Below are 25,399 nucleotides of genomic sequence, written 5' to 3'. Positions count from 1 at the left end.
CTATTTGTAGATATCAGGAAGAAGGGTTGTGGAAATCGCGGGAACATATGCGATCAGAAGTACCACAATCAGCATGGTCAGAACAAAGGGCACAGCGCGTGCAGCGATTTTCAGGATCGATTCGCCGGTAATGCCCGAAACCACAAAGAGGTTCAGACCAAGGGGTGGTGTGATGAAACCCACACCTAGCGCGGTGATCATCATGATGCAGAACTGAATCTCGTTCATGCCGATGTTGTCGGCCAGCGGCTTCAGGATCGGTGCAAGGATCACAATGTTTGGTGTCGTTTCCATGACGCAACCGGCGGCGATCAGGATCCCGATCATCAGCAGGATCAACATGGCCGGATCATCGGTCAGACCGGTCACGGCGGTGACGAACCCCTGTGGAACACCCATGATCGCCAGTGCTTCAGCCAGGGGGCCGAGAATGCGATGATGGGCAGGATAACACCGTTGACCTTGGCTGAACTTACCAACATGGCCGGGAAGTCGGACAGTTTCAAAGTTTTCAGGATGAAACCCATGATGATGGTCACGACCACAGCGGTGGCACCGGCCTCGGTCGGAGTCAGACGACCTGAGAAGATGCCATAAAAGATGATGCCAGGTACGATAAAGGCATACCAACCGGATTTCAGCGACTGCAGCAGATTGGCAGACCATTCGCTAACGCTCATGTTGCCACCGGTTTCATAACTGTAGAGGCGGTTCATGATGATGTTGGTGACAAGGATCGACACCAGGATTGCCAGGCCAGGGATAAGGGCTGCCAGGAACAGGGTCGAGGCAGAAATACCCAGTACAAGGCCGATAATGATATAGGCAATCGAGGGCGGGATCAGGATACCGGTACAGGCACCGGCGGCCACCAGCGCACAGGCATAGGGACGGGGATAGCCGCTTTCGACCAGACGGTTGATGGTCATCCGACCGACCGCCGCCGCGCCTGCCGCGTCCGAGCCCGATATGGCTGCGAACATACCGCAGACCAGAACCGTGGCCGAGCCAAAGCCGCCCTTGGTCCAGCAGGTCAGCGCTTCGGCCACGTCCAGAAATTTGCGACTAAGGCCAGTGCGTACCAGAACGTCTCCGGTCAGGATGAACAGCGGAACAGCCGTCAGGGCAAAGGCGTCGATCCCAGTGAACAGGCTTTCACCAACGGCACTTAGCGGCAGATCGCCGGACATGATAAGCATGGTGATCGCAGCGGCACCGATGGCGGCCCAGACAGGCACGGCCATGGCGATGAGACCCACGAACATCAGAACGGGCAGATAGAAATCCCAACCCAATTCAACGGTTTGATTGACTTGTTGCCAAAGCATGTTGCGTTCCCTCAATCAAACATTTTTTCGCCTTCGAACACGGGGCGTCCGGTTCGAAAGTCGTTGATATCGCGCCACAAAGACTGCAGCAGGCGCCATGTCATCAGGGCAAAGCCAAGGGGGACCGCCATAAGGAACCACACCATAGAGATGCGCAGTCCATGGCTGACCGAGCCGAACTTCGCCGAGACATGTACGGTCTCGTACGACCAGTAGAGCGCCACGAGGGCAACGATGAGCATCACGAGATCGCCAAAGATGTAGAACGCAGCCTTCATCCGCGGCCCGAAGTAATGCAGGATCACGTCAATTCGGATGTGGGCTCGGTCCTTGACTGCTGCTGCAGCCCCGATCCAGGCCAGGTAGATAAAGGAATAACGCACGATCTCTTCACCCCAGATCGAGGAATAGGCAAAGAGTTCGCGCCGGATGACTTCGATTGCCATCGTGGCCACCAGCATCACGTAAAACGTCAAGAGCAGCCAACGCTCCGCATTTTTGTCGATTGTTCGCAGGATATTCATCGTCAATCCTAAACGTTCGACACGCCTTGAGAAGCGCCCCGTCAAGACGCTCACAGTTCATGCCATCAAAAGGGAAAACAGGCGCCCGACAAGAGCGCCTGTGTCATGAGAAATCAGGCGTCGTGCACGAAGTACTTGCCTTGCGTGCTGGCCGCCTCTTCCATTTTGGCAAAGTTATCCATGGACCCGGCGAGTTCTTTCTTGAACTCATCCCATTCCGAACGCTGATAGCCGCCTGCCTCCTTCCATTCACCCAGTTGATCATCGCTGAGCGAGTGGAATTCGACGCCAGCTTTGGCGAGTTCCGACATGGCGTAGGCGCGCGCGGACGGAACCTTGGACAGGTTCTGGTGTCCGGTCATTTCCGCACCCCACATCACGCCCTCTTGCACATCGGCGGGCAGAGAGTTGAACCATTCCAGATTGCAGGAATAAACCTGACTGTCTGGCACGGCTTGGGTAAATGTCACATGGCTCAGGATGTCTTTGAAACCAAACACGTAAAGTGCACCGACCGAGGGATCTAGCGCGTCGGCGACACCCTGTTTGATCGCGGAGGGGGTCTCTCCCCAAGCAACGGGTGTTGGGTTGGCACCGACCATGCGGTAATATTGTTGTAGCATCTTGGAACCCGGAACGCGGAATTTGACACCGGACATGTCGCCCGGGCTCATCACCTTATTTCCACCCTTCCGGACCGCGACGACGCGGGGGTCGATGTTCACATAGAACAGTGCCTTGAAACCATTGGATTCGACCTTGGGTTCTACCTCGGCCTTCCAAAAGTCCGAGTTTACCAGATTAGTAAAGCGTTGGTTCGAGCCGCACAGGTAAGGCATGTTAATCAAGTCAACGGTCGATGCGAAGGGGGCGAAATTTGACAGCGAATGCTGCGCGGCCTGGATCGTGCCACCTTGAACTTTTTGCACCAGTGCGCCACCGGCGCCCAACTGTCCACCTGGAGCAAGCTTGACGTAAACTTTGCCGTTGGTGGCATTCTGAATGTTCTCTTTCAGATCCAACTGCATGATCGGATAGCTGCGTGACGCACCCAATACATATGCGGTAGCGACGGTCATGATGTGGGCCGCTGCGGATTCGCGCTCTTTTTCTTCCCTGGCGGTCTGAGCAGCAGCTTCGGATGACCACAATACACCCCCGGCACCTGCAACCATTGCGGCGGTGAAACTTCCACCAGCACTGAGCTTCAAAAAGTTCCGTCGCTCGGCAGACTTTAGTGAATCCGTCTCATTTTTCATTGTATTCCTCCCAATGGATTGTTTCAGCTGCCGTTGTTTTTGTTTGTTTCGTCAGCTTCTCTTTTCAGAATTGCGACGACGAACATGATCGATGCCGCAAATAGAACCAACATTTCTCCCACGTCACCGAGAAATGCGCTGCTTAAGCAAAAGCCCCCAAAGCAACATTTGTAAAGAAGAAGACAAAGATTGCGATCGCGGCAGCAAGAAACATGTAGCACTCCCAGTGTGAGTCGGTTCAACGTAAGTTGTAAGCGCTTACATTTGAAATGCAAGCGCTTACATCAACTGGTGGCGGATTGTGAAATTTGTGATAGACAGAAGGTCAGACAACTCGATAGAAGCGGAAATGGGAAAAAGCCGTACTGTACCAACACTTAACGACGTGGCCAAAGAGGCAGGCGTTTCGACGGCTACTGTTTCCCGGTGCCTGAATTCTTCTGGTCGTGTCGTCGCGGAAACCCGAACCCGGGTTCTGCAAGCCGTTGAGAAACTAGGCTATACGCCGAACATCGCGGCACGCATCATGGCAGCCAATCGCAGCTATAGTATTGGAGCAATCATCCCGACGATGGATAATGCGATCTTTGCGCGAGGGTTGCAGGCGTTTCAGGATCAGCTTCATGAACAGGGATATTCATTACTTGTTTCCAGTTCAGCCTATAGGCCCGAAGTCGAAAGCGAGCAGATCCGAACCTTGGTGGCGAGAGGCGTCGACGGAATTTTGCTTATTGGCCATGAACGAGCGGAAGAGATTTATGGCTATTTGGACCAGCATCAGGTGCCAGCACTGGTTGCATGGTCATTTCTGCCCGATGCGCGGCGGCCGTCAGTTGGGTTCAGCAACTCTGGTGCGATGTTCGAATTGGCACAATGCGTGATCTCTTCTGGGCACCGCCGGATCGGTGTGATTTCGGGTATTACAACAGGGAATGATAGGGCTCTCAATCGTGTGCGCGGAATCAAGGACGCTCTGACAGCCAGTGGTGTGGACCCGGACGCGATACAGTTGATTGAAACACCTTATGAAATTGACAAGGGAGCATTAGCCTTTGGTCAACTGATGAATGCACAAGATCCTCCGACTGCAGTCATGTGCGGAAACGATGTCCTGGCAGTAGGCGCGTTGCGTGAGGCGCAGCGCATGGGTCTTTCGGTTCCAGGCGATGTGTCGATTACCGGTTTTGACGACATAGAGCTGGCGGATATTGTCATTCCATCTCTGACCACGGTTCACGTGCCGCATCGGGAAATGGGGCGCAAGGCTGCCTTGGAATTGATTGCCATGGTCGAAGGGCGCTCGCCGGGTGTCTCGACATGCATCGAGACACATATTGTCTCGCGTCAATCCCTCGGCAAACCGCCCCGATAGTGACAATGACCTTTGCATGCCTGCTTTTCTCAGAAGTTTGACCGTCGAGACGTCGTCATATTTCAGTACAAAGTGCCGCAACACTCGTTCTCGGTGAGTTTTTAACGGTCGTTCTTGCGAGGTTCATCGGCGGGTCTGGTTGTGTCCCGGCCAGCGCTTGTGCAAGTCGTCAATTACGAAACCGTGTTCGTGGCCGTCATGCAAATGCGGGTGGTCCGCAGGCAGGTTGGTGTGTTCATGTGGTACGATATCGGGATCACGTGCTGGCCACAGCCAAATTGCCAACACCAGCGTTGCCGCACCCGTAGCCCCCAAAATGACAAGGGTTGGAGAGGTTCCATAGTTGGACATCAACCAACCGGAAAGCGGGTAACCAATCAACCAGCACGCGTGGCTTAGGGTGAATTGCGCCGCGAAGAGGGCAGGGCGATCTTCTGCTTGTGACGATCGTCGCAAAAGCCGACCGGAGGGGGTAAGGATTGCGGAATACCCCAAGCCGATCAGGAACCAGCTCGACATAAGTGCCGATAGGGACAAACCCAGCAGAGCGACCCAAATGGCAAGTGTCAGAGAGGTGACACACATCAGTGTTGCCCCTGCAATCATCACAGGGCGGTCTGAAAGGGTGCGCAACAAGTTGGGTAACAGAACAGCCGCCATCATGGACCCGGCTCCAAAGCAGCCAAGGGCCAGCGCCACGGCTGTTTCCCCCAGTTGAAGATCTGACCGGACTAGAACCACAGTGTTGACCAATACCATTCCGCCAACGCTGGAAAGCGTCATGCACAAGGCCAGCAGACCCTTCAAACGGGGGGTCGCCAGATATATGCGCAGGCCGCGCGTGGTCCGGTCCCAAACGCCGCGCCGCTTGCTGGGTTTGGGTGATGGGAGCGCGACAGTTACGATCAATAAGGCAGACGCAATGAAGCCAATAGAGGTCCCGACAAACAACGCATCAAAGGCCACAAGTGTCAGCAAGGCAGCAGCGAGCATGGGGCTGAGCAGGTTTTCCATATCGTATGCCAGCCGGGACAAAGACAGGGCGTTGGTGTATTCCTCCTCGTCTGGAAGCAGGTCAGGTATTGTCGCCTGAAATGTGGGGGAAAATCCTGCCGATGCTGCTTGTAAGACGAATATCAGCGTGTAGACCTGCCAGATTTCGGTAACAAAAGGCAGACACAAGGCGACACTGGCCCGAACGATATCAAGTACGACCAGAAGCCTACGCCGGTCCAATTGTTCTGCAAAGGCTGCGGCCACAGGCGCCAATGTCACATAAGCCACCATTTTTATGGTCAGAGCGGTGCCAAGAACGAGACCGGCCTGATCACCGGCCAGGTCAAACGCGAGAAGCCCCAGGGCAACTGTGGCCAACCCTGTACCAAGCAAGGCAATCAGCTGTGCCAGAAACATGTGGCGATAAGCCCGGTGCCGCAGAACGTTCAGCATTGGTCACAAATACCTTGTGATTTCTTTAAAGTCGGCCGTGCTGTCAGTATCTGCACTGTTCATGGTCGCGTCGAGACAGTGGTCAATATGTTCATGAATTAGCGCCCGCTTTGCACTTGTGATGGCCTTTTCAACCGCATGCAGCTGTTGGGCGATATCAGTGCAAGGACGACCTTCGTCGATCATGGCGACTACGCTGTCCAAATGTCCTCTGGCACGTTTCAATCTTGCTGAAATTCTGGGATGGGATTTATGGAGATGAGGATCGTTCATCTTGAGTTTGTATCCCCCCGGGGGGATGGGTCAATATTGGCAACCTGGATGGGTTCACGCGTAGAAACCAGAGATGCTCCAGACGAGAAATAACTCCGTCCAGAAGGCCAAATCGACAAAGCCCCGCCGGATTGGCGGGGCTTTGGGTTTGACTATTCAGCAGGGGTGGTTGTTCCGTCGGGCGGCTCGGGATCATCGCCCTTGCGGCTTTCTCCCTTAATCCACTCTCGAGCTCCCTGCATCACAGCATAGAGTACTGGGACAACAACAACCCCAACAACCGTGGCAGCCAACATGCCGCCAAACACGGCCACACCGATGGCCTTCTGGCTTGCCGCACCTGCACCACTTGCGGCAAGCAGCGGTACAACACCCAGAAGGAATGACAAGGCCGTCATCATGACAGCGCGGAAACGCTGATGGGCGGCCTCAGCTGCTGCTTCTCGGATGGTCTTGCCCGCGGCCCTTTGTTCCATCGCGAACTCAACGATCAAAATACCATTCTTCGCGGCCATCCCGATCAGCATGATCATCCCGATTTGCGTATAGAGATTGATGTCGCTGCCAACAATGGCAACTGCAGCGACGGCACCGAACATGGCGACAATCACTGACAATAGGATCGACACTGGCATGGTCCAGCTTTCGTATTGCCCGACAAGGAACAGATAGCCAAAGAGAACCGCCAGCATCAGGATCACTTGCACAAGGCCAGCAGAGTCCAGCTGTTGCTGTGCGGTGCCCGTCCATTCATACGCATATCCAGGCGGCAGAGCGGTTTCTGAAGTCTCGGCCATCACCCGGATCGCGTCCCCGGTCGACAGGCCTGGGGCCGGAACAGCAGTCACAGTGGCCGAGCGGAACAGGTTGTGCCGTTTGAGCAATACCGGGCCCAGCACGTTCTCGACGTCAATCAACGTTCCAAGTGGCACCATTTTACCTTGGGTCGAGCGCACATAAAGATTGCCGATGCTTTCGACCTTGTTCCGGTAGGAACCGTCAGCCTGTATCATAACGCGATAGACGCGACCGAACAGATTGAAGTCGTTGACATAGTACGATCCCAAGTGCGCCTGCATGGTCTGGAACACTTCTGCCACGGACACCTGTAGCGTCTTGGCCTTTTCGCGATCCAGATCCACAAAGAGCTGCGGAACATTGGCGCGGAAGGTGGTATAGGCTTGCGCGATCTCGTCGCTCTGGTTGGCGGCGTAGACAAATGAACCCACAGCAGCAGAAAGTTCCTGTGCTGATCCGCCTGCTGTCTGCTGCACCTCCATTTCTACACCTGCCGACATGCCCAGACCCTGAATGGGCGGTGGGTTGAACGCCACGATCGAGGCCGCAGCTTCTCCATAAGCAACTGCAAGAACCTGATCTAGAATGCCATTGGCACTCAGTTCATCCGTTTGGCGTTCGTCCCAATTATCCAGATTGACGATGATCATCGCGCCGTTGGTGATCAGCCCATTGAGCAGTGAAAATCCATTCACAAGGACTGTATTTGCAACCCACGGGATCTCGCGCAATTGTTCGTTGACGCGCGCGGTAACTTCTTCGGTGCGGTTCAGCGTCGCCGCGTCGGGCAACTGAACATCGACAAAGAGGTAGCCGTTGTCTTCGAGTGGAATAAATCCTTTGGAAGTATTTGTGAAAAGCACCCCAGTACCGACACCAAAAGCTGCGATGATCGCCAGACCGATCATTGGTACCCGCAACAATCGCCTGACGATACCGACATAGCCGTTGCGCATGCCGCCAATGAACCCTTCGAACACGGCCAGCAATCCCTTGGGAGGGCCGGAACGCGCCTTGAGCACAAGCGCACACATGGCAGGTGACAACGTCAGCGCGTTGATCGAGGAAATGACAACGGCGGTCGAGATCGTTACCGCGAACTGCGAATACAGTTGCCCCGTGATCCCGGGCATAAAGGTTACAGGTACGAAAACAGCGAGCAGAACCAGCGTGGTCGCAATAACCGGTCCAGTGATCTGTCCCATGGCCTTGCGCGTTGCCTCTACTGGGGGCAGACCCTCTTCGGCGATGATCCGTTCGACGTTTTCCACCACGACGATGGCGTCATCCACAACAATCCCGATGGCCAGAACCAGAGCAAAGAGCGAGATGGTGTTCAGCGACATGCCAAATGCCAACAGGAAGGCAAATGTACCAATGAGGGAAACCGGGATCGCCACCGCCGGGATCAACGTCGCGCGCAGTGAGCCGAGGAAAACGAACACCACAGAGATCACCAGTGCAAAGGTGAGCATGAGGGTTGAAACCACGTCATTCAACGATTGCTCCACAAAGTCAGTGGAGTTGAACGGGATCTCGTATTCAACATCGTCCGGGAAGGTGCGGGACAGACGTTCCAATTCAGCAGTTACACGTTCAGAAACGGCCAGAGCATTTGCGCCGGGCGCTTGATAAATTCCCAAAACAGTGGCGGGCTGGCCTTCGTAGAAACCAGAAGCGGAATAGAATTGAGCACCCAATTCAACCTTGGCAATGTCCCTGATACGTACGACCGATCCCGCGTCGCCTGTGCGAACGACAATGTCCTCGAACTCCTGCGCGGATGTCAGCCTGCCTTTGGTTTTGATCGTGTATTGGAACGTCTGGTTGCCCGGTACAGGCGGCGCACCGATGGCGCCTGCTGACACTTCAGTGTTTTGTTCACGCACTGCATTGATGACATCGCCGGGCGTGATGCTGAGGCCTGCCATCTTGTCGGGATCCATCCATATGCGCATGGCATAACTCAGGTCCGTCAGAACATCGGCCTTGCCAACGCCTGCGACCCTTGCCAGCGCATCCTTGAGATTGATCGATGCATAGTTCGACAAGAACACGTCGTCGTAGGTGCCGTCCGGTGACGTCAGCGTGATCACCATCAGCATGTTGGTCGAGGACTTCTGCGTAACCACGCCGGACGAAGTAACCTCGGTCGGCAAAGAGGCCAGCGCTTGTGCAACACGGTTTTGAACGTTGACCGAAGCGATGTCTGGATCGGTACCAACTTCAAACGTCACATTAAGCGAGTACGATCCGCTGTCGGCTGACGTGGACGTCATATAGATCATATCGTCCACGCCGTTGACCTGCGCCTCGATCGGGGCGGCCACCGCGTTTTCGACGGTTTCTGCGTTGGCTCCGGTGTAGTTGGCAGAAACACTCACCACAGGCGGCGTAATGTCAGGGAATTGTGCGACGGGCAGGGCGAAATAACCGATGCCGCCCAAGATTGTCAGCACCAGCGAAATGACAAGCGCCGTCTTCGGACGGCTAATGAAAATGGCTGAGAACATCGATCAGTCCCCGACGCTTTCAGCCGCAGTTACGGCATCCACAGCAACCCCCGGTCGAACTCGTTGCAATCCTTCGACGATCACACTTTCTCCGGCCTGTAGCCCATCCAGCACAATGATTGCCGTGTTAACTACCTCTCCGGTGGTGATATAGCGCTGTTCGGCCATTTGCTGATTGTTCACGACAAGAACAAAATCCCCGCGCTGATCACGCTGCAAAGCAGCTTGTGGTATCAGAACCCGCGGTGTGGGCTCCAGCGCCTGAATGCGAACATGCAAAAAGGCTCCGTCCACGATCAAGCGGCTTTCGTTCTTGAACTCGGCCCGCAATGAAATCGAACCAGTCAATGGGTCAATCCGGTTGTCGACAAACACGATCTCACCAGATTCGTCCAACGGTGTGCCATTGGGAAGTTCCAGGAACACGTCGGGGCTTTGTCCGCTTTCTACGAGGGATGCGGTTGACTGATTCAACTGCTCTAGAACAGTGATCAACTGCTTTTCATTCAGCGAGAATTCCACATAGATCGGGCTTTCGCGAACAATGGTAACCAGCGGCGCGTTTGAGGGGCCGACGATGTCACCAATCGAGGTTTCAGTGCGGCCAATACGCCCCGCAAACGGTGCATGGATATTGGTGTAGCTTAAATCCAGCTCGGCCTGTTGAATTGCGGCGTGCGCCGATTTGACCGAAGCTTCGGCTACCAGTTCATTGGCGCGCGCGATATCGCGTTCAGAAACGGGAACCGCGTCTCGCCGCAGCAGTTCTTCCTTTCGTTCCAACTCTACAGTTGCCAATTCCAGTTCGGCTTCGGCCCGGTCCAGGTCCGCTTTGCGGGCTTCCAGGGTCGCCTCATAGAGATCGGGCTCAATCTCAAACAAAAGTGTGCCTTCATCCACCGAGCTACCGTCTTCGACCTTCTTGCTTTGCAAAAAGCCGCTGACGCGTGCAACAATTTCGACTTTGTCGATGGCCTCGCCTCGACCGATGAAAACGGCCTCGTCGGTGATGTCCTGGGTGTATGCCGCGGCAACGCTGACTTTCGGGGCAGGCGTGTTTTCGGCGGCTTCATCCTGCGCCAAAGCGGGTGTCGAAAAAATGCTGAACGAAGCGACGAGGCCAATCAGACCGTGACGCAGAGTGTATTTATTGTCTGGACGTAAGTAATCGGATCTGTCGATCATTCGAAGAGCCCCTCGGATTTTGTATTTGGCGCACAATGAGCCAAACACCTGTAAAGGTTCGGCCTCGGACGCGAGTCGGCGTGTATTTGTCCATAGGATGGCCGTATTCCGGGATTATCTCAACCAATGGTTTTTTTGACAGTGGTAGGCTTAACATTGATCACACACTGATTTTTTGATTTGCGATCAGGGTAGCTATCATTAACGACTCTCAGTCGACCCAGTTGGAATTGCGGGTTCCGAGGACCATAGGATGCACAATCAGAATCTAAGGAGCTTTGCCTTTCTTCTAGACGAAGGCTTTACGATGCAAGCATTCTCGTCTGCAGTAGAAGTTCTTAGGTTGATTGGTCAGTTGAAAACCAACTCAGGCATAGAATACCGCGCCGTGTCTATGACCAACGCACCAGTTGCGGCCTCCAATGGGTTGCAGCTGATTCCGGACGCCAAATTGGATGACATTGCGCCACGCACCGTGATTGTCGCCGTGGCAGGTGCCAGTGCCAATCGGACTAGGGCCTCAAACTATGTAGCACAGTTGCGGGACTGGGCCAGGCTTGGTCACCCGGTCTGGGGAATTTCATCCGGGGTGGTTCGTCTTGCACAATCCGGGCTGTTGGATGGGCGACGGGTCGCTGCTCACTGGGAAGACGTGCAATACTTGCGTCAGTCACATCCGCTGGTTCAGGTGAGCGCTTCGTTGTTTGTCGTCGATGGTTCTTTTGCAACCTGCGCTGGAGGCGGGGCGGCCACAGATTTGATGTTGTGGATGGTGCGTCGTGAGTTTGGCGCAGACTTGTCCGATGATATTGCCTCTCGCTTGATTATTGACGCAGTAAGAGACGGGCGGACCACGCAGCGACGTGTTTCTGACATGCGATTTGAAACGGCCAATCAGCGTGTCTATGCGGCGCTGGGTGCGATGAGGGCAAATTTGTTTGACCCGCTACCGCTTACGGACATAGCTGCGGCGCAAGGACTTTCACAACGCCAGCTTGAGCGGCTTTTTTTGCAGGAGTTTGGTCGAACCCCTTCAAATGTTTATAAAGAGTTGCGACTGGAAGACGCGCGTCTGGATGTAATGGCCGGGCGCAGAAGCCTTCTCGAAATTGCGATGGACTACGGGTATTCAGCGGCCACCTTTTCGCGCAACTATCAAAAGTTTTTTGGCGTGTTGCCCTCGGATGATCGCATGGGGCGAGAAAAAGGGATGTCGGAAAATCCGCGCTGACATGTCGAAAATTCGAAGTTCTTAATTGAAATTGCGGACTAGTTCAGTGGCAGTTGAAGCAAGGACAGCGTCATATGCCTATCCCATTGATCATGGTTGCTCCGAACGGTGCTCGAAAAACTCAAGAGGATCATCCGAACCTGCCAGTCGATCTGGACGAGATCGTTGCCACCGCGAAGAGCTGTTTTATCGCGGGAGCGAGAGCATTGCATCTGCATGTGCGCGATGAGCAAGGGCGACACTCTTTGGACGCTGGGCGATACAATGAAGCGATTGCTGCGCTGGGCGGAGCAGTACCCGAGATGCAGGTTCAACTTACGACTGAATCCGCGGGCCTTTATGGCCCACAGGACCAATTCGACTGCCTGGCCAAAGTCTCACCGGATTGGGCCAGCGTTTCTGTTCGTGAAATCAACCGCGACCCAGAAGTTGCACGCGGACTCTACCATCTATGCGCCGACCAAGGCACACGTGTGCAGCATATTGCCTATGACGCCACGGATATTGCCTTGCTGCATCGTTGGAGAAGAGAAGGCGTCGTGCACCCGGAACAGGACGAGGTCATCTGTGTACTGGGGACCTATGAACCGCCTCGCGCCGGGACACAGGACGAATTGTTTAAATTTGTCGCTGCCATGCGCGATCTGCGGTTTTCAGTTTGCGCGTTTGGAGCAAGCGAACAAACCTGCCTGAACCGGGCTGCAGCGTCAGGTGCAGAAATCCTGCGAGTTGGATTCGAGAATAATCTGACCGCTCCAGACGGAGCGCTTTGGCGTAGCAATGCCGATGCGGTATCATCTTTGAAAGCCTGTTTTGAAAGGAACGCCGCATGAGTCATGTATTTCCGCGTCATTGCCATTCATCCCTGCCTACCGCGGTTGCCGGAGATGGATGCTATTTGATCGACAGCGATGGAAAACGGTACTTTGATGCCTCTGGCGGGGCGGCGGTGTCGTGCTTGGGGCATACAAACGAACGCATACGAGAGGCGATCAAAAACCAAATTGACACTTTGGCCTTTGCACATACCGGCTTTTTTACCTCGGAACCTGCTGAACAACTGGCTGACTTGCTGATTGCCAATGCCCCCGCCGGGATCGAGCGCGTGTATTTCGTATCCGGTGGCTCCGAAGCGGTTGAGGCGGCGATCAAATTGGCTCGGCAGTATTTTTGGAAATCGGGCAGCCCGAACGCCGTAACTTGATTGCGCGTCGACAAAGCTATCACGGCAACACGCTTGGTGCGCTAGCGGCGGGTGGGAACGCCTGGCGTCGTCAGCAATTTGACCCGTTACTGATCGGGGTAAGCCATATTGCGCCTTGCTATGAATATGCCGAACGCGACACGGGTGAGAGCCTTTATGAGTATGGCCAGCGCGTTGCGAATGAATTGGAAGAAGAGATTTTACGCCTTGGACCAGAAACGGTTATGGCCTTTGTGGCTGAACCAGTTGTCGGTGCCACGTTGGGAGCTGTTCCGGCGGTTGAAGGCTACTACACGCGCATCCGTGAAATTTGTGACGCATACGGCGTCTTGCTGATCTTGGATGAGGTCATGTGCGGGATGGGGCGTACGGGTCATCTGTTCGCATGTAACGGCGAGGATGTGCGACCTGACATCGTTACCATCGCCAAAGGGTTGGGGGCAGGTTATCAGCCAATTGGCGCGATGCTGTGCTCTGGGGCGATTTATAACGCCATTTCAGAGGGATCGGGGTTCTTTCAACATGGTCACACATATATCGGTCACCCGACAGCGACGGCGGCTGGTCTGGCTGTGGTTCGTGAATTGACGGATCCTGGCATGATGCCACGGGTGCGCGAGCTGGGTGGGGTGTTGGAAACCGCCTTGAACAACACGCTGGGGCAACACCCGTACGTCGGGGATATTCGGGGGCGCGGTCTGTTCTGGGGGGTCGAACTGGTGGAAAACCGGGATACAAAGTCACCCTTTGACGCGGCGCTTGGGTTGGCCGGGAAAATAAAGAAGGCAGCGGTCGCGAACGGATTGATATGTTATCCTATGCCGGGCACCCGTGATGGCCGATCTGGGGATCATGTCCTGCTCGCGCCTCCATTCATTATGTCCGACACCGATCCGCAATTGATAGCGACACGCCTGGCGGAGGCGATCGAAACTGCAGTTGGGTAGACAATGAGGGAAATTGCCCGGGATTGTTATAATTTCGGAAACAGTTCGAGCCGAGACTTTCATTTAATAAACAAGGGGCTGCAAGGAATCTTTGGCGTTTTCTGAATTTTCGCGCAAAATGGAAAAAATTTTGGGGGAATGTCTAATGAAGAAACTTATTGTTTTGGCGGCAGTGCCATTGGTTCTGTCTGGCTGTAGCAATCCGGTCAAAAGCCTGCCCGAGGGGTTACAGTCCCAAAAGTCCGCCTGTGCTGCAGCGGCAATTTCCAGGTCTGCTCCGACATAGGGCACAGCGTACGTGAGGCTGAAGGCGGTACCACAGCCGAACAGCAACAAAAGGAATTCGTGCTGTCGCAACCGATCGTCGACTAAGAGTCCCGCAAACGTAGGAACACCTGCCGTCTTGAGAACAGCAGGTGGCTAGTCGTGTCCGCGGATGTGTTGATCAGTCGCGAATGCCCGAGAACCGCTCTTGCCATTCTTCGCGCTGCTCGTCGGTGATTTTGGCAAACAGCACCTCTGGCACGGTGAACTCATGCCCGGCGGGCAGGGCGTTCAGCGCCGCCTCGACGTCGTCGGGCCAGCTGGTGTCGAGCGTGTTCATCGCACTTAGCATCTTGGCTGAGGCTGTAGGGATAAACGGCGCGCTCAGCACCGCGTAGAAGCGGATCAGGTTCAAACCCATGCGCACCTGTCCCGCAGCTTTGGCAGGATCAGTCTTGAACGCGGTCCATGGTGCGGTGTTTTGCAAATACTCATTGCCTGCAACCCAGATCGCGCGCAGCTCTTGAGCGGATTTACGAACTTCCATCGCCTCCATGTACTTCTCATAGGCGCGTACGCGGGTGGTCAGATCGGCAATCAGCGTCTGCTCTGCCTCGCCGTATTCGCCCTCTGGCACAGCTTCCGAGAATTTGGACCGACAGAATTTGGTGATGCGGCTGACAAAATTGCCAAGCACGTCGGCCAGATCCTTGTTCACCGAGGTTTGGAAGTTTTCCCAAGTGAACTCGCTATCGCTGTTCTCTGGCGCGTGGCTCAACAGCCACCAGCGCCAGTAATCCGCGGGCAAAATGTCCAGCGCCTGATCCATGAACACGCCGCGCCCCTGGCTGGTCGAGAACTGACCGCCGTCATAATTCAGGTAGTTGAACGATTTCAGGTGGTCGACCATTTTCCATGGCTCGCCCGAGCCCAGAATGGTCGCCGGAAACGACAGTGTATGGAATGGCACGTTATCTTTGCCCATGAATTGGACGTATTTCACATCCCCCGCGCCTTTGTCGGTACGCCACCAGCGTTCCCAGTCCGCGTCCGCCTTGCCGTTCGCCTCGGCCCATTCGCCAGCGCAGGCGATGTATTCAATCGGCGCGTCGAACCAGACGTAGAACACCTTGCCTTCCATGCCGGGCCAGTCGGCGTCGCCCTTTTTGACCGGAATGCCCCAATCCAGATCACGGGTGATGCCACGGTCCTGTAGGCCGTCACCGTCATGCAGCCATTTCTTGGCAATTGACGTGGTCAGCACCGGCCAATCCGCTTTGCCGTCGATCCAGGCGTCCAGCTGATCCTTGAGCTGCGACTGACACAGATAGAGGTGCTTGGTTTCGCGCACCTCCAGATCGGTCGAGCCGCTGACAGCCGAACGTGGCTCGATCAAATCGGTGGGGTCCAACTGCTTGGTGCAGTTCTCACACTGGTCGCCGCGCGCCTTGTCATAGCCGCAGTTGGGGCAGGTGCCCTCAATATAGCGATCTGGCAGGAACCGACCGTCGGCGTTGGAATAGACCTGCTTTTCGCTCACTTCACGGATCAACCCGGCGTCCGCCAGTTTGCCCGCAAAATGCTGGGTCAGCCTGTGGTTTTGCGGGCTGGATGAGCGGCCAAAGTGGTCAAAGCTCAACCCGAACCGGTCTGCAATATCCGACTGCACACCGTGCATTTCGGCGCAGTATTCCGCCACCGGTTTGCCCGCCTTGGCGGCGGCCAGTTCGGCCGGGGTGCCGTGTTCATCGGTGGCGCACAGGAACATGACCTCGTTGCCCCGGCCGCGGTTGTACCGCGCATACAGGTCCGCAGGCAGCTGCGAGCCAATCAGATTGCCGAGGTGCTTGATCCCGTTGATGTAGGGAATCGCCGAGGTGATGAGAATCCGTGCCATATCCGCTTCCGTCTGATGTCTGTGGCCCGTCTAACCCATGTCGCGGGCCAGCAAAAGGGCGGCCTTTGTTTGGCGCGATTTTCCTGTCACCGCTTTGACATGAAACAGGCGCGAAAGGTCGCTTTGGCTTCATGTTGACATTACCTTTGGTTGTCTTTTGTGGTTGTAATGTCTTGAAAAGTTGTGGCGGGCTTCCCATTTTGATTGCATACAAATGTATACCGAAGGGGTTTTGATGTTCGAATTTCTACTTGATGCAGCTTTTGCACCGTTCACTTTGGCACTGGCATTGCTTGTCGGTTTGCTGGGGCTGGAATTGGTTGCGCTGCTCTTGGGTGGAAGCCTGATGGCCGGTGACGGGGAACTCGACATGGATGTCGATGTTGCGCCGGAACTTGGTGATCTGGATCTGGACATCGACGTGGATGCGGATGCCTTTGAAATCGCTGACGTAGAACCGGATGTTGCGCCTGAAATGGCCGCTCCGGGTCCGGCAAGCTGGCTAGGTCTGGGGCGCATGCCCTTTATGATCTGGCTTGCGGTTTTGCTGATGGGCTTTGGCCTGAGCGGCATGGGCCTGCAGATCGCCTTGCGCAATCTGATCGGGGCTGACCTGCCTGCGATCTGGGCTGCGATCCCGGCGGGGGCCTTCGGTCTGTGGTTTGCACGTGGCTTTGGCGCGGTCTTTGCCCGCCTTTTACCCAAGACCGAGACCGAAGCCGTGTCTGAGCGCATGTTGGCGCGCAGCCGTGGGGTGATCACCCAAGGCACTGCCGCGCGCGGTCGCCCGGCCGAGGTACGTGTAACCGACCGCTACGGAAACTCCCACTACCTGCGGGCCGAACCCCTGCAAGACGGTGAGACACTGGGTCAAGGCACCGAAGTGCTGGTGTTACGCAATCGCCGAAACGGTGCATTTGTTCTGATCGGCCTGTCCGAGTGACGCGACAGGCCCGACCTACCTAGGTCGAAAACTATCAAAAAATTCCAAAGTGGAGGATTAAGCATGGAATTTGAATTCCTGGCGATTGTTGTCGCCTCAGTCATTGTTGTTTTGCTTTTGATTGGCCTTGTTCTGGGCCGATTGTATCGCCGGTCTACCCGCGAGATCAGCCTTGTGAAGACAGGGGCAGGTGGCAAGCGGGTGATCATGGACGGGGGTACCATTGTCGTGCCGCTGCTGCACGAGGTGAGCCCGGTGAACATGAAAACCCTGCGCCTTGAAGTGCAGCGCAACGGCGAGGCTGCTCTGATCACCCAAGACCGTATGCGTGTGGACGTGGGCGTTGAATTTTACGTCTCCGTACAGGCTTCTGAGGAGGGGATCGCGCGGGCTGCGCAAACACTTGGCAGCCGGACATTCGATGTCGAGCAACTGCGCGAGATGATCGAAGGTAAGCTGATCGACGGCCTGCGCGCTGTGGCGGCCCAGATGACCATGGACGGTCTGCATGAAAACCGCGCTGATTTTGTACAAGAGGTGCAGAATGCGGTGTCCGAGGATCTGTTGAAAAACGGCCTGTCGCTGGAGTCCGTCTCGCTGACGGCTCTGGACCAGACCCCATTTGAAGCTTTGGACGAGAACAACGCCTTTAACGCCGTTGGTATGCGCAAATTGGCCGAAGTCATCGCGACGTCCAAGAAAGAGCGCGCGCAGATTGATGCGGATGCCGAGGTCGAAGTGCGCCGTGCTGCGATGGAAGCCGCGCGTCAGCGGATGCTGATCGAGCAAGACGAAGAGCAAGCCCGCATCGAGCAGGCGCAGCAGGTCGAAACCATGAAAGCTGCACAAGAGGCCGAGATTGCGGCTCGGATGGAGGATTCGGTGCGTGAAACCGAACGCGCCCGGATTGCGCGGGAAGAGGCCATCCGCGCCGCCGAGATTGAGCGCGAGCGGAAGATCCGCGATGCTGAAATCTCGAAAGAGCGCGAACTGGAGGTTGCCGAACAGGAACGCCAGATCATCATCGCGCAGAAGTCTGAAGAGGAAAGCCGCGCCCGTGCGTCTGCCGACCTGGCCCGGGCCGAAGCAACCAAAGCGACCGAAGCCGTGGCAACCGCGCGCGAAGTGGCCGAGGCCGAGCGTCAGAAGCAGATCGTTTTGATCGAAGCGACTCGTGAGGCCGAGCGTCAGGCGACCGCGATCCGATTGGCGGCGCAAGCCGAGAAAGAAGCTGCAGCAGACCGCGCCGAAGCACGCCGTGAAGAGGCGCAGGCCGAGGCCGATGCGCTCAACATCCGGGCCGAGGCCAAGAAAAACGACATGCTGGCCGAAGCTGAAGGTAAGCGCGCGATTGTCGAGGCCGAGAATGTGTTGTCGCCCGAGCTGATCGACATGAAGGTCGATTTGGCACGGATCGAGGCGATGCCGGGGATCGTGGCCGAGATGGTCAAACCGGCCGAAAAGATCGACTCGATCAAGATCCACCAAGTGGGCGGTGTCGGCATGCCAGCGACCGGCGGCGGTGCAGGCGGCGACAAGCCAGTGGTGAACCAGGCACTGGATTCGATCATGGGCATGGCCGTGCAGATGCCCGCGCTCAAGAAGCTGGGCGAAGAGTTGGGCTTGTCGATGGAAAACGGCGTGAGCGGCGTGGCAAATGGCGTGTTGGGGCCGGTGACCGAGGAGGTTGCTCAAAACATCGAAGCTGCGGACGTTGAATCCACGACCCATTAACCAACGATTAGCAAGCTAAATGGGCCGGTTCTTCCGGCCCATTTGTTCCGTAGAAGCCGGAACAAATGGGCACATGACGCAAGCCATTGGCCTTCCGGCTTCGGTCGGCAAATGTCCAGCAACTTAGTCAATTGTTCACTGAGAGGCTAAAGTGCCATGGGTCAACGGGTCAAACACCAGAGTTGATAGAGCGCAACACCGGATGCGAGCATGGCCAAGGGCAGCCATGCTGCACCTGACTGTTCCAAATGAACAACCATTGCATCGCTCTCAAAGCATCTGCCCAACTCGTTGAAACAGTCCCTCTTTTTGAAGTTGGACTGATAGTACGCAAAGAGGAAAATTGCTGAAAAACCCGTGCAAACTACAAAGACTGTTTTCCTGAACCACTTTTTCATCGCCCCAGTTTACAATTTGCCTCTCGAAGCACAATCAGCGCATTACCAACAAAGCAGCCCACAGGATCCCGTCGGTTTTCTTCGGTGATGACCTTCTTCGTTGTCTCGTGTTCCTATTTTCCCTCGCGCTGCTTGCGCAGAAGTCGCCCGATGGTGAACGACGTGCGTGGCGCGTAGACATAGTTGGTGCGCTCATCGGGTGTTGGACGAGCTCGCATACGGGTCAGGCCGAAGACGATCAGTACAACGTGGCCTGATGCGACAAAGGCAAATAGCGCCCCTGGCCCATAGGCGTCGATCAACGAGGATGACACATAAGGCGATGCTATTGCGCCTAGTGCAAAAAAGAACATGAGCGCGGCCGACAGCTCAACCCGTTGTTCGGATGTGGCAAAGTCATTGGCGTGCGCGGCAGAAACCGAAAAGATCGGGAAGGTGGTGAAACCAAAGAACCCTGCGGCCAACATCACACCCAGAGTACCTGTGCCGCTGGCTGCCATTGTAATGCCGCAGCTGACGACCGCCACTGCAGATAGCCAGATCAAGACCCAGCGGCGGTCGAATTTGTCTGCCAACCAGCCCATTGGATATTGTGCCAGTGCGCCGCCCAGAACGAATGAGGCCAGGAAAAAGGCGATCTGATCGATCTCCAAGCCTACTTCCTGCCCGTATACGGGGCCAACCATTCGGAACGAGGCCGAACTAAGCGCCGCCACGATCACGCCAGCAACTGCAAGCGGAGAACAACGCCAGGCCAATTTAGGTCGCAAACGCGGCGCCTTAGGTGTTTCGGGCTGACTGGCTTTCGTCAGGGTGAGAGGCAGTAGAGCAGCGCAGCAAAGAATGGCCAGGAGATTGTACGAGACGTATGACGCAGGCGGAAGAATGGCGATGATCAGCTGCGCTCCCAGCGAGGCGCTCATATCCACGATACGATAGGTACCAGTTGCGCGGCCCCGGTTCTCGTTGGTGACTTTGGAATTCAGCCAAGCTTCGATCACGGTATAACAACCGGCAACGCATGTGCCTGACGCAATCCTAAGAGCGGCCCAGATATATGGGTTTTCGGTCAAAGTATGGCCGATCAATCCCATGGCACCCAATGCCGTGCACACGGCAAAAGCCCGCGAATGGCCAATGCTTCCCATAAGGCGTGGCGCCCACCAACAACCTATGAAAAAGCCGACAAAATGCGCCGACCCCAGCAAACCGATGTGCTCTTTGCTGAAATCCAATGTCAGCCCCGAGATGGCATCGAGCGGGCCGACACCTCCGGTCGAAAGTTGCAACAAGACGACGGACAAGAATAGGGCGGCAAATGAAACGATCAGGCGCATAATTGTGCAGCCTTACGTGCTTTGTCGTGGGATGCACGCGATTAATCGACCTGTGCAGGTCGATTTTGGTCGATTTTCAATATTTGTTGGATGGTTTCCGGTCCCCGTTTTTTCTTTCGTGATGTGGATCGCTTGTGATTATGGTGTTCTTGGGCGGGCGGAGCATCTCTTGGTTTCGCAACGCTGGATTGAACAGAACTTATTTCGGAGAATTTTTATGGGTCGATTGATCTTGTCGTTGGTGTTCGTTTGCATTGGAACGGTTGCTCTGGCTGCCTGTCCGAAATCGTCTCCTGCAGTTGCAAAGAGTTTCTTGCAAAGCGGAGATCAGCGTGTGAATGCCGCTTGGCTGAAAAAGAACCTGTCAGGACGAAAGGTCATTTTTCCCAGTGGCGAATACGAGCAATATTGGGAGAATGGCTCATACTCTTACCATTCTGGTTCGCAGAAGTGGGCCGCAAATACATACCAGTTCTACGACAGCGGAATGCGTTGCATCGGATATAGCAACCCGCGGTTCGATCTTTACGTGGTAAACGGCGGCAAACTCGTTTTAGTCAATCAGAACAAGGAGCGCTATGTCGCCCGCATCAAGTGAGGGGACTTATGCAGGCCAGGTATTCATTGCCATGGCCACCTCGTTTCACGGCTGTCATTCTACCTGTTTGACAGTCGCCCTTATGTCCAATGCGACCGTGTCGGCAACAAGATCCTTGTAGCCAGAAGCGCCGAATGTGTCGCGGCTGATCTGCCCGCCCAGCCGGACGTTGAGTTGACTGAGGTCTCCAGTAGCGCTGCCACGTTGCCGGTAGATTTCTGCTGTTAAAACAACTGGCTGAACAACGTCACGCACTTTCAGTTTGCCATGTATTTGTGCGCCGTCGGATATGCGCCCCCTGGCCCCCAGCTGGACGCGGGTCGAGGTGAAGCGAATGACCGGATATCGCTCGGCGTAAAGTACTTCGGCGCCGGTCATGGCCTGTGTGACAAAAAACAGCCCTGTTTTGGCGCGTGTCACATCTACAGTCACGTCGACAGAGCTAGCAGCCAGGTCTTGCGGGTCAATCATGATGTCGGCGCTTTTGACCGGCATCGTGCCATGTTGTGCCGCCCCTGAGAGTTTGAATGAAAAGCCGACAGACGAATTTTGCTTGTCCAACTCATAGCGCGTGGGCCTCGCATAGGCTGCTCTGGCAAACGGAAGGCTGGCCAGTGACAGAACCATCGCGCGGCGGCTCAACTGTGGTTTTGAGTTCAATCCGCAACTAGTGGGCTGTCGAGGCTGGTCTGGTCTTGGAATAGGCTTCATTGGGCATCCTTGTGGGACTAGCCTGACATGAAATGGCCTGCGCATGTGCAAAAGTCTGCGGTTTTCACCGTATTGTCAGCCGGGTGTGATCCCAGAACACGGTTCGTCGGAATGCCGTGCAAGGGTCAATCCGGCGCGGGGCCGGGTTTGTGTGGCGATCCAGGTCATTGGGGGCAGGGCGCGGGCGCGGCGGCGCTCCAGCTGCCAGCGTCGTTTCGTACCACTGTGAGTGGGGGCCATGTGCCAGCGGCTCTCAATCCCTTGCGAGCCACCATCACCAGGGTCAGAAGCAACCCAAGCGGTGCCTTGCCCAGGGTGCCGCCGGTTTCTGCCGCCAGATGCATCCGCCGCACGGGTGTCAGGGCAGGGGCTGCGGGTAGATCCCCAATTACCAGCGGCACGGCGCCGGCCCGCAAGGCTTCCTCCATGCTCCACAGCAGATCCTCGGTCCGGCGGGGGTGGACAAAGATGAACCGCGCCGGATCGGCAAAATCCAGCATCCCGTCGGGGTTCAGTCGGTCCGCCTCCCACGCGGGTGCGATCCACAGGATGGGGCCTTGCATTTTCCCGGCCAGCCACAGGGCAAAGCTGCGCCGCGCCGGGCCGCAGGCTTCGTGCACGCGGGCCAATTGCAAGGAGACCTCGGGGTGCAGGGGCAGCGCTGGCCCGGTACGGCGATTGGTGTGGCGTTTGAGCAGGTGAGTCGACATGATCACACTGTATCATGTTCCCTCTTTGTTCTCAATTGGGGTGCGAAGAGAGGCAACGCTTCTTTAGGACTTTTCCTGCACGGCTCCGTCCTGTTTCAGCCATTCGGTGAACCCACCCTCAAGGTGCAGCACAGGGGAGAGGCCCATCTCTTGGGCAATCTTGGCGCTGAGTGCGGAGCGCCAGGCGCTGGCGCAGTAGAAGACATAGGTTTTGTCCTGGTTGAAGACGTCCTTGTGATAGGGGCTGTCGGGATCGATCCAGAATTCGAGCATCCCGCGCGGACAGGAGAAGGCGCCGGGGATCATGCCTGCGCGTTGAAGCTCGCGGATGTCGCGCAGGTCGACAAAGACATAGTCGTCATTGTCGTAAAGCGTCTTGGCCTCGGCAACGGGCATGGTTTCGACCTGTTCGTTGGCCTCGGCCAGAAGCGTCTTGATCCCTTTGGTAATGGTTTGCGGCATTGCTCTCTCCCCTTTGTCACTATGCAGGCTGTCTGAAATTAGGGCGGCCGACAAGGGGTTGCCTCTGCCCGATTGCCCGCTAGGGTCTGCGCCCAAGCAGTGAGAGGATTTCCCATGAAGATGAACCCGTTGGGCCGCACCGGCCTGCAGGTGTCCGAACTGTGCCTGGGCACGATGACCTTTGGTACTCAGACTGGAGAGGCCGAGGCCCATGCGCAGTTGGATTTGGCGCTGGCCTCGGGCATCAATTTTGTTGATGCGGCCGAAATGTATCCGGTGAACCCGATCTCGGCGGAAACCGTGGGGCGGACTGAAGAGATCATTGGCACTTGGAATGCGGCCCACGCAAGCCTGCGGGGCGATTACATTCTGGCCACGAAACACTCGGGCGCGGGTTTTGCCCACGCCCGTGACGGCGCGCCGATTTCGGCGGCGACCATTCCAGAGGCGATTGAGGGCTCGTTGAAGCGGTTGCAGACGGATTACATCGACCTCTACCAATTCCACTGGCCCAATCGCGGCAGCTACATGTTCCGGCAGAACTGGACCTTTGATCCCTCGGGGCAGAACCCTGCTGAGGTGTTGGAGAATATGGTCGAGTGCCTGGAGGCGCTGCAGGCTCAGGTCGACAAGGGCAATATCCGGGCCTTTGGGCTGTCGAACGAAAGCGCCTGGGGCACGGCGCAGTGGTTGCGATTGGCCGAGGCCGGACATGGGCCGCGTGTGGCGACAATCCAGAACGAATATTCGCTGCTGTGCCGGATGTATGACACCGATCTGGCCGAATTGAGCGTGAACGAAGATGTGGGGCTGATGGCCTTTTCACCTTTGGGCACAGGGTTGCTGACAGGTAAGTATCAAGGCGGGGCGGTGCCGGACGGGTCTCGCAAGGCAATCAGCCCTGAACTTGGAGGGCGTCATTCCGAGCGTGTCTACGATGCGGTGGATGTCTATCTAACAATTGCTCAAAAGCACGGGCTGGATCCGGTGCATATGGCCTTGGCGTGGTGCCGGACCCGTCCGTTCATGGCCTCGGCCATCTTTGGGGCAACGCGGATGGAGCAGTTGGAGCACATCTTGGGCTCGGTGGATGTTGTTTTGTCTGCAGAGGTGCTGGATGAAATCAACGCCGCGCATCGAGCGCATCCGATGCCCTATTGATGCGGACGGGAAGGGGGCGCTGCCCCCCACCTGCGGCTCTCCCCGCCGTATTTTCACCGAGAAGAAATCTAGTGGTGTGTGGGTTGCCCGTGGTCCTGCCTTAGGTCGCGGGCCGTTAGGCCGTGCGCCGTACGAAAAGCGCGGGCAAAGCTGGATTGCGATGTGAAGCCGGTCGCCATGGCCACATCCATCAGCGGCATTTCCGTGTCGGTGACAAGACGGCGAGCTTCGGCCAGGCGCAAGTGCAGATAGTGATCCTGCGGCGTGGTGTTCAGGCGCAGGCGGAATTGTTGCTGAAGCGTGCGAGGGCTGGTGCCCAGGGTGGAGGCAATGTCGGTCAGTGGCATCGGCTCATCCAGCGCGGCCTCCATCAGGGCGTTGGCCTTGGCGGTCAGCGCGTTGTGGCGATAGGGCAACCCGGTGCGGCTTTGCGGTTTTGTTGGTGCGGGCGCGCCATCATACAGGAATAGGCCCGAAACGCGTGAGGCAAAGCCGGACCCATGGCGGGCGGCGATTATGTGCAACATCATCTCGATTGCGGGCATGGCACCGCCGGATGTGAGGCGGCCTTCGGATAGGGTGAAGCGGTCGCGCAGAACCTCGATCTCGGGGAAGCGGTTAGCGAAGTTGTCCAAGTCTTCCCAATGGGTGGTGGCAGAGTGACCATCCAGCAAACCAGCCTCGGCCATGAGCCAGGGGCCACCGTCAATGCCAGCAATTGTGGCTCCACTGGCCGCGATGCGGCGCAGACCGGCCAGCAAGCTGGGGGTGGCGTGGCGCGCCAATTGAAAACCGGCGATGACGATCAACAGATCACAGCCCTCCAACCGAGCCAGCGGGATGCCGGGTACGGCCAGGCCGCTGGTCAGATGCGCGGGCGCGTCCGTTGCGGTGACATAGTCCCAGTCAAACGCCGGGCGGTCGGCCAGCCGATTGGCTGCGCGCATCGGATCAACGGCCGCCGCGAAGCTGAGCGTGTTGCAATCATCCAGCACCAAAACGGCCGTTTTCAGGGCGCGGTGCTCGGGCTGAAGTATGTTTTTTGCGGATTTCATCAAGTTCGATTCGCATCATGTGAAGTTCTCGTGACAAAGCTGCGCC

The 25,399-nt window shown here is 56.3% G+C and carries 18 protein-coding genes and 4 pseudogenes; 8 read left to right on the top strand and 14 right to left on the bottom strand.

Features of this window, described 5'->3' with window-relative positions; genetic code table 11:
• From ACZ1HE_RS15130 to ACZ1HE_RS15115, 4 genes and pseudogenes are all read right to left on the bottom strand, one after another.
• A pseudogene (locus ACZ1HE_RS15130) lies at window positions 1-1,328 on the bottom strand (TRAP transporter large permease).
• An 11-nt stretch (window positions 1,329-1,339) separates the two neighbouring features.
• Window positions 1,340-1,852 carry a TRAP transporter small permease gene (locus tag ACZ1HE_RS15125; RefSeq protein ID WP_472622072.1) on the bottom strand — a complete coding sequence of 171 codons (513 nt, stop codon included), beginning with the start codon at window positions 1,850-1,852 and terminating at the stop codon, window positions 1,340-1,342.
• 113 nt (window positions 1,853-1,965) lie between these two features.
• Complete coding sequence (locus ACZ1HE_RS15120; RefSeq protein WP_472622070.1) at window positions 1,966-3,111, bottom strand: TRAP transporter substrate-binding protein; 1,146 nt, start codon at window positions 3,109-3,111, stop codon at window positions 1,966-1,968.
• 23 nt (window positions 3,112-3,134) lie between these two features.
• Window positions 3,135-3,325: pseudogene (locus ACZ1HE_RS15115) on the bottom strand (hypothetical protein).
• 135 nt (window positions 3,326-3,460) lie between these two features.
• On the opposite strand from ACZ1HE_RS15115, the gene ACZ1HE_RS15110 reads away from it, so the two are divergent.
• Complete coding sequence (locus tag ACZ1HE_RS15110) at window positions 3,461-4,483, top strand: LacI family DNA-binding transcriptional regulator (protein ID WP_472622068.1); 1,023 nt, start codon at window positions 3,461-3,463, stop codon at window positions 4,481-4,483.
• A 123-nt stretch (window positions 4,484-4,606) separates the two neighbouring features.
• Here the strand turns inward: ACZ1HE_RS15110 and ACZ1HE_RS15105 are convergent, their stop codons facing one another.
• From ACZ1HE_RS15105 to ACZ1HE_RS15090, 4 genes are all read right to left on the bottom strand, one after another.
• Window positions 4,607-5,932, bottom strand: a complete 1,326-nt coding sequence (locus ACZ1HE_RS15105; protein ID WP_472622066.1) for an MFS transporter — start codon at window positions 5,930-5,932, stop codon at window positions 4,607-4,609.
• A 3-nt stretch (window positions 5,933-5,935) separates the two neighbouring features.
• On the bottom strand, window positions 5,936-6,205 hold the full coding sequence (locus ACZ1HE_RS15100) for a metal-sensing transcriptional repressor (RefSeq protein ID WP_472622064.1): 270 nt from the start codon (window positions 6,203-6,205) through the stop codon (window positions 5,936-5,938).
• A gap of 152 nt (window positions 6,206-6,357) precedes the next feature.
• Complete coding sequence (locus tag ACZ1HE_RS15095) at window positions 6,358-9,516, bottom strand: efflux RND transporter permease subunit (protein WP_472622062.1); 3,159 nt, start codon at window positions 9,514-9,516, stop codon at window positions 6,358-6,360.
• A 3-nt stretch (window positions 9,517-9,519) separates the two neighbouring features.
• The gene (locus tag ACZ1HE_RS15090) at window positions 9,520-10,701 is read right to left on the bottom strand and encodes an efflux RND transporter periplasmic adaptor subunit (RefSeq protein ID WP_472622060.1); all 1,182 of its coding nucleotides are present in this window, start codon (window positions 10,699-10,701) and stop codon (window positions 9,520-9,522) included.
• A 253-nt stretch (window positions 10,702-10,954) separates the two neighbouring features.
• Between ACZ1HE_RS15090 and ACZ1HE_RS15085 the strand changes: the two genes are divergently transcribed.
• The 3 genes and pseudogenes from ACZ1HE_RS15085 (at window position 10,955) to ACZ1HE_RS15075 (ending at window position 14,083) form a co-directional block, all read left to right on the top strand.
• On the top strand, window positions 10,955-11,932 hold the full coding sequence (locus ACZ1HE_RS15085; RefSeq protein ID WP_472622058.1) for a GlxA family transcriptional regulator: 978 nt from the start codon (window positions 10,955-10,957) through the stop codon (window positions 11,930-11,932).
• Window positions 11,933-12,006: 74 nt separating this feature from the next.
• Window positions 12,007-12,765 (top strand): beta-keto acid cleavage family enzyme, encoded by a 759-nt coding sequence (locus ACZ1HE_RS15080; RefSeq protein WP_472622056.1) that lies wholly within the window; start codon window positions 12,007-12,009, stop codon window positions 12,763-12,765.
• A pseudogene (locus ACZ1HE_RS15075) lies at window positions 12,762-14,083 on the top strand (aspartate aminotransferase family protein). Before ACZ1HE_RS15080 ends, ACZ1HE_RS15075 begins: the two are co-directional and overlap by 4 nt.
• A 445-nt stretch (window positions 14,084-14,528) precedes the next feature.
• Here the strand turns inward: ACZ1HE_RS15075 and metG are convergent.
• Window positions 14,529-16,244, bottom strand: coding sequence for a methionine--tRNA ligase (metG, locus tag ACZ1HE_RS15070; RefSeq protein ID WP_472622054.1), 1,716 nt, complete (start codon window positions 16,242-16,244; stop codon window positions 14,529-14,531).
• 235 nt (window positions 16,245-16,479) lie between these two features.
• Here metG and ACZ1HE_RS15065 point away from each other — a divergent pair, with 235 nt between their 5' ends.
• A complete protein-coding gene (locus ACZ1HE_RS15065; protein WP_472622052.1) occupies window positions 16,480-17,187 on the top strand; it encodes an OB-fold-containig protein in 708 nt (235 codons plus the stop codon).
• A gap of 63 nt (window positions 17,188-17,250) precedes the next feature.
• Window positions 17,251-18,921 carry a flotillin family protein gene (locus ACZ1HE_RS15060; RefSeq protein WP_472622050.1) on the top strand — a complete coding sequence of 557 codons (1,671 nt, stop codon included), beginning with the start codon at window positions 17,251-17,253 and terminating at the stop codon, window positions 18,919-18,921.
• Between the two features lie 511 nt (window positions 18,922-19,432).
• On the opposite strand, the gene ACZ1HE_RS15055 is transcribed toward ACZ1HE_RS15060, so the two are convergent.
• Window positions 19,433-20,656 (bottom strand): MFS transporter, encoded by a 1,224-nt coding sequence (locus ACZ1HE_RS15055; RefSeq protein WP_472622048.1) that lies wholly within the window; start codon window positions 20,654-20,656, stop codon window positions 19,433-19,435.
• A 4-nt stretch (window positions 20,657-20,660) separates the two neighbouring features.
• Here ACZ1HE_RS15055 and ACZ1HE_RS15050 point away from each other — a divergent pair, with 4 nt between their 5' ends.
• A complete protein-coding gene (locus ACZ1HE_RS15050; RefSeq protein ID WP_472622046.1) occupies window positions 20,661-21,254 on the top strand; it encodes a hypothetical protein in 594 nt (197 codons plus the stop codon).
• 54 nt (window positions 21,255-21,308) lie between these two features.
• Here ACZ1HE_RS15050 and ACZ1HE_RS15045 read toward each other — a convergent pair whose 3' ends face one another.
• From ACZ1HE_RS15045 to ACZ1HE_RS15035, 3 genes and pseudogenes are all read right to left on the bottom strand, one after another.
• On the bottom strand, window positions 21,309-21,896 hold the full coding sequence (locus ACZ1HE_RS15045) for a YceI family protein (RefSeq protein ID WP_472622044.1): 588 nt from the start codon (window positions 21,894-21,896) through the stop codon (window positions 21,309-21,311).
• A gap of 144 nt (window positions 21,897-22,040) precedes the next feature.
• Window positions 22,041-22,675: pseudogene (locus tag ACZ1HE_RS15040) on the bottom strand (ImuA family protein).
• 63 nt (window positions 22,676-22,738) lie between these two features.
• A complete protein-coding gene (locus tag ACZ1HE_RS15035; protein WP_472622042.1) occupies window positions 22,739-23,137 on the bottom strand; it encodes a rhodanese-like domain-containing protein in 399 nt (132 codons plus the stop codon).
• Window positions 23,138-23,251: 114 nt separating this feature from the next.
• On the opposite strand from ACZ1HE_RS15035, the gene ACZ1HE_RS15030 reads away from it, so the two are divergent.
• Window positions 23,252-24,298: an aldo/keto reductase gene (locus ACZ1HE_RS15030; RefSeq protein ID WP_472622040.1), complete on the top strand. Its 1,047-nt coding sequence runs from the start codon at window positions 23,252-23,254 to the stop codon at window positions 24,296-24,298.
• 68 nt (window positions 24,299-24,366) lie between these two features.
• Here ACZ1HE_RS15030 and ACZ1HE_RS15025 read toward each other — a convergent pair whose 3' ends face one another.
• The gene (locus ACZ1HE_RS15025; RefSeq protein WP_472622038.1) at window positions 24,367-25,353 is read right to left on the bottom strand and encodes a GlxA family transcriptional regulator; all 987 of its coding nucleotides are present in this window, start codon (window positions 25,351-25,353) and stop codon (window positions 24,367-24,369) included.
• Window positions 25,354-25,399 lie beyond the last annotated feature (46 nt).

Source organism: Falsiruegeria sp. JB4-1 (assembly GCF_055693495.1).
The sequence above is the reverse complement of the archived record's forward strand: the minus strand, read 5'-3'. Positions and strand labels throughout refer to the sequence as shown.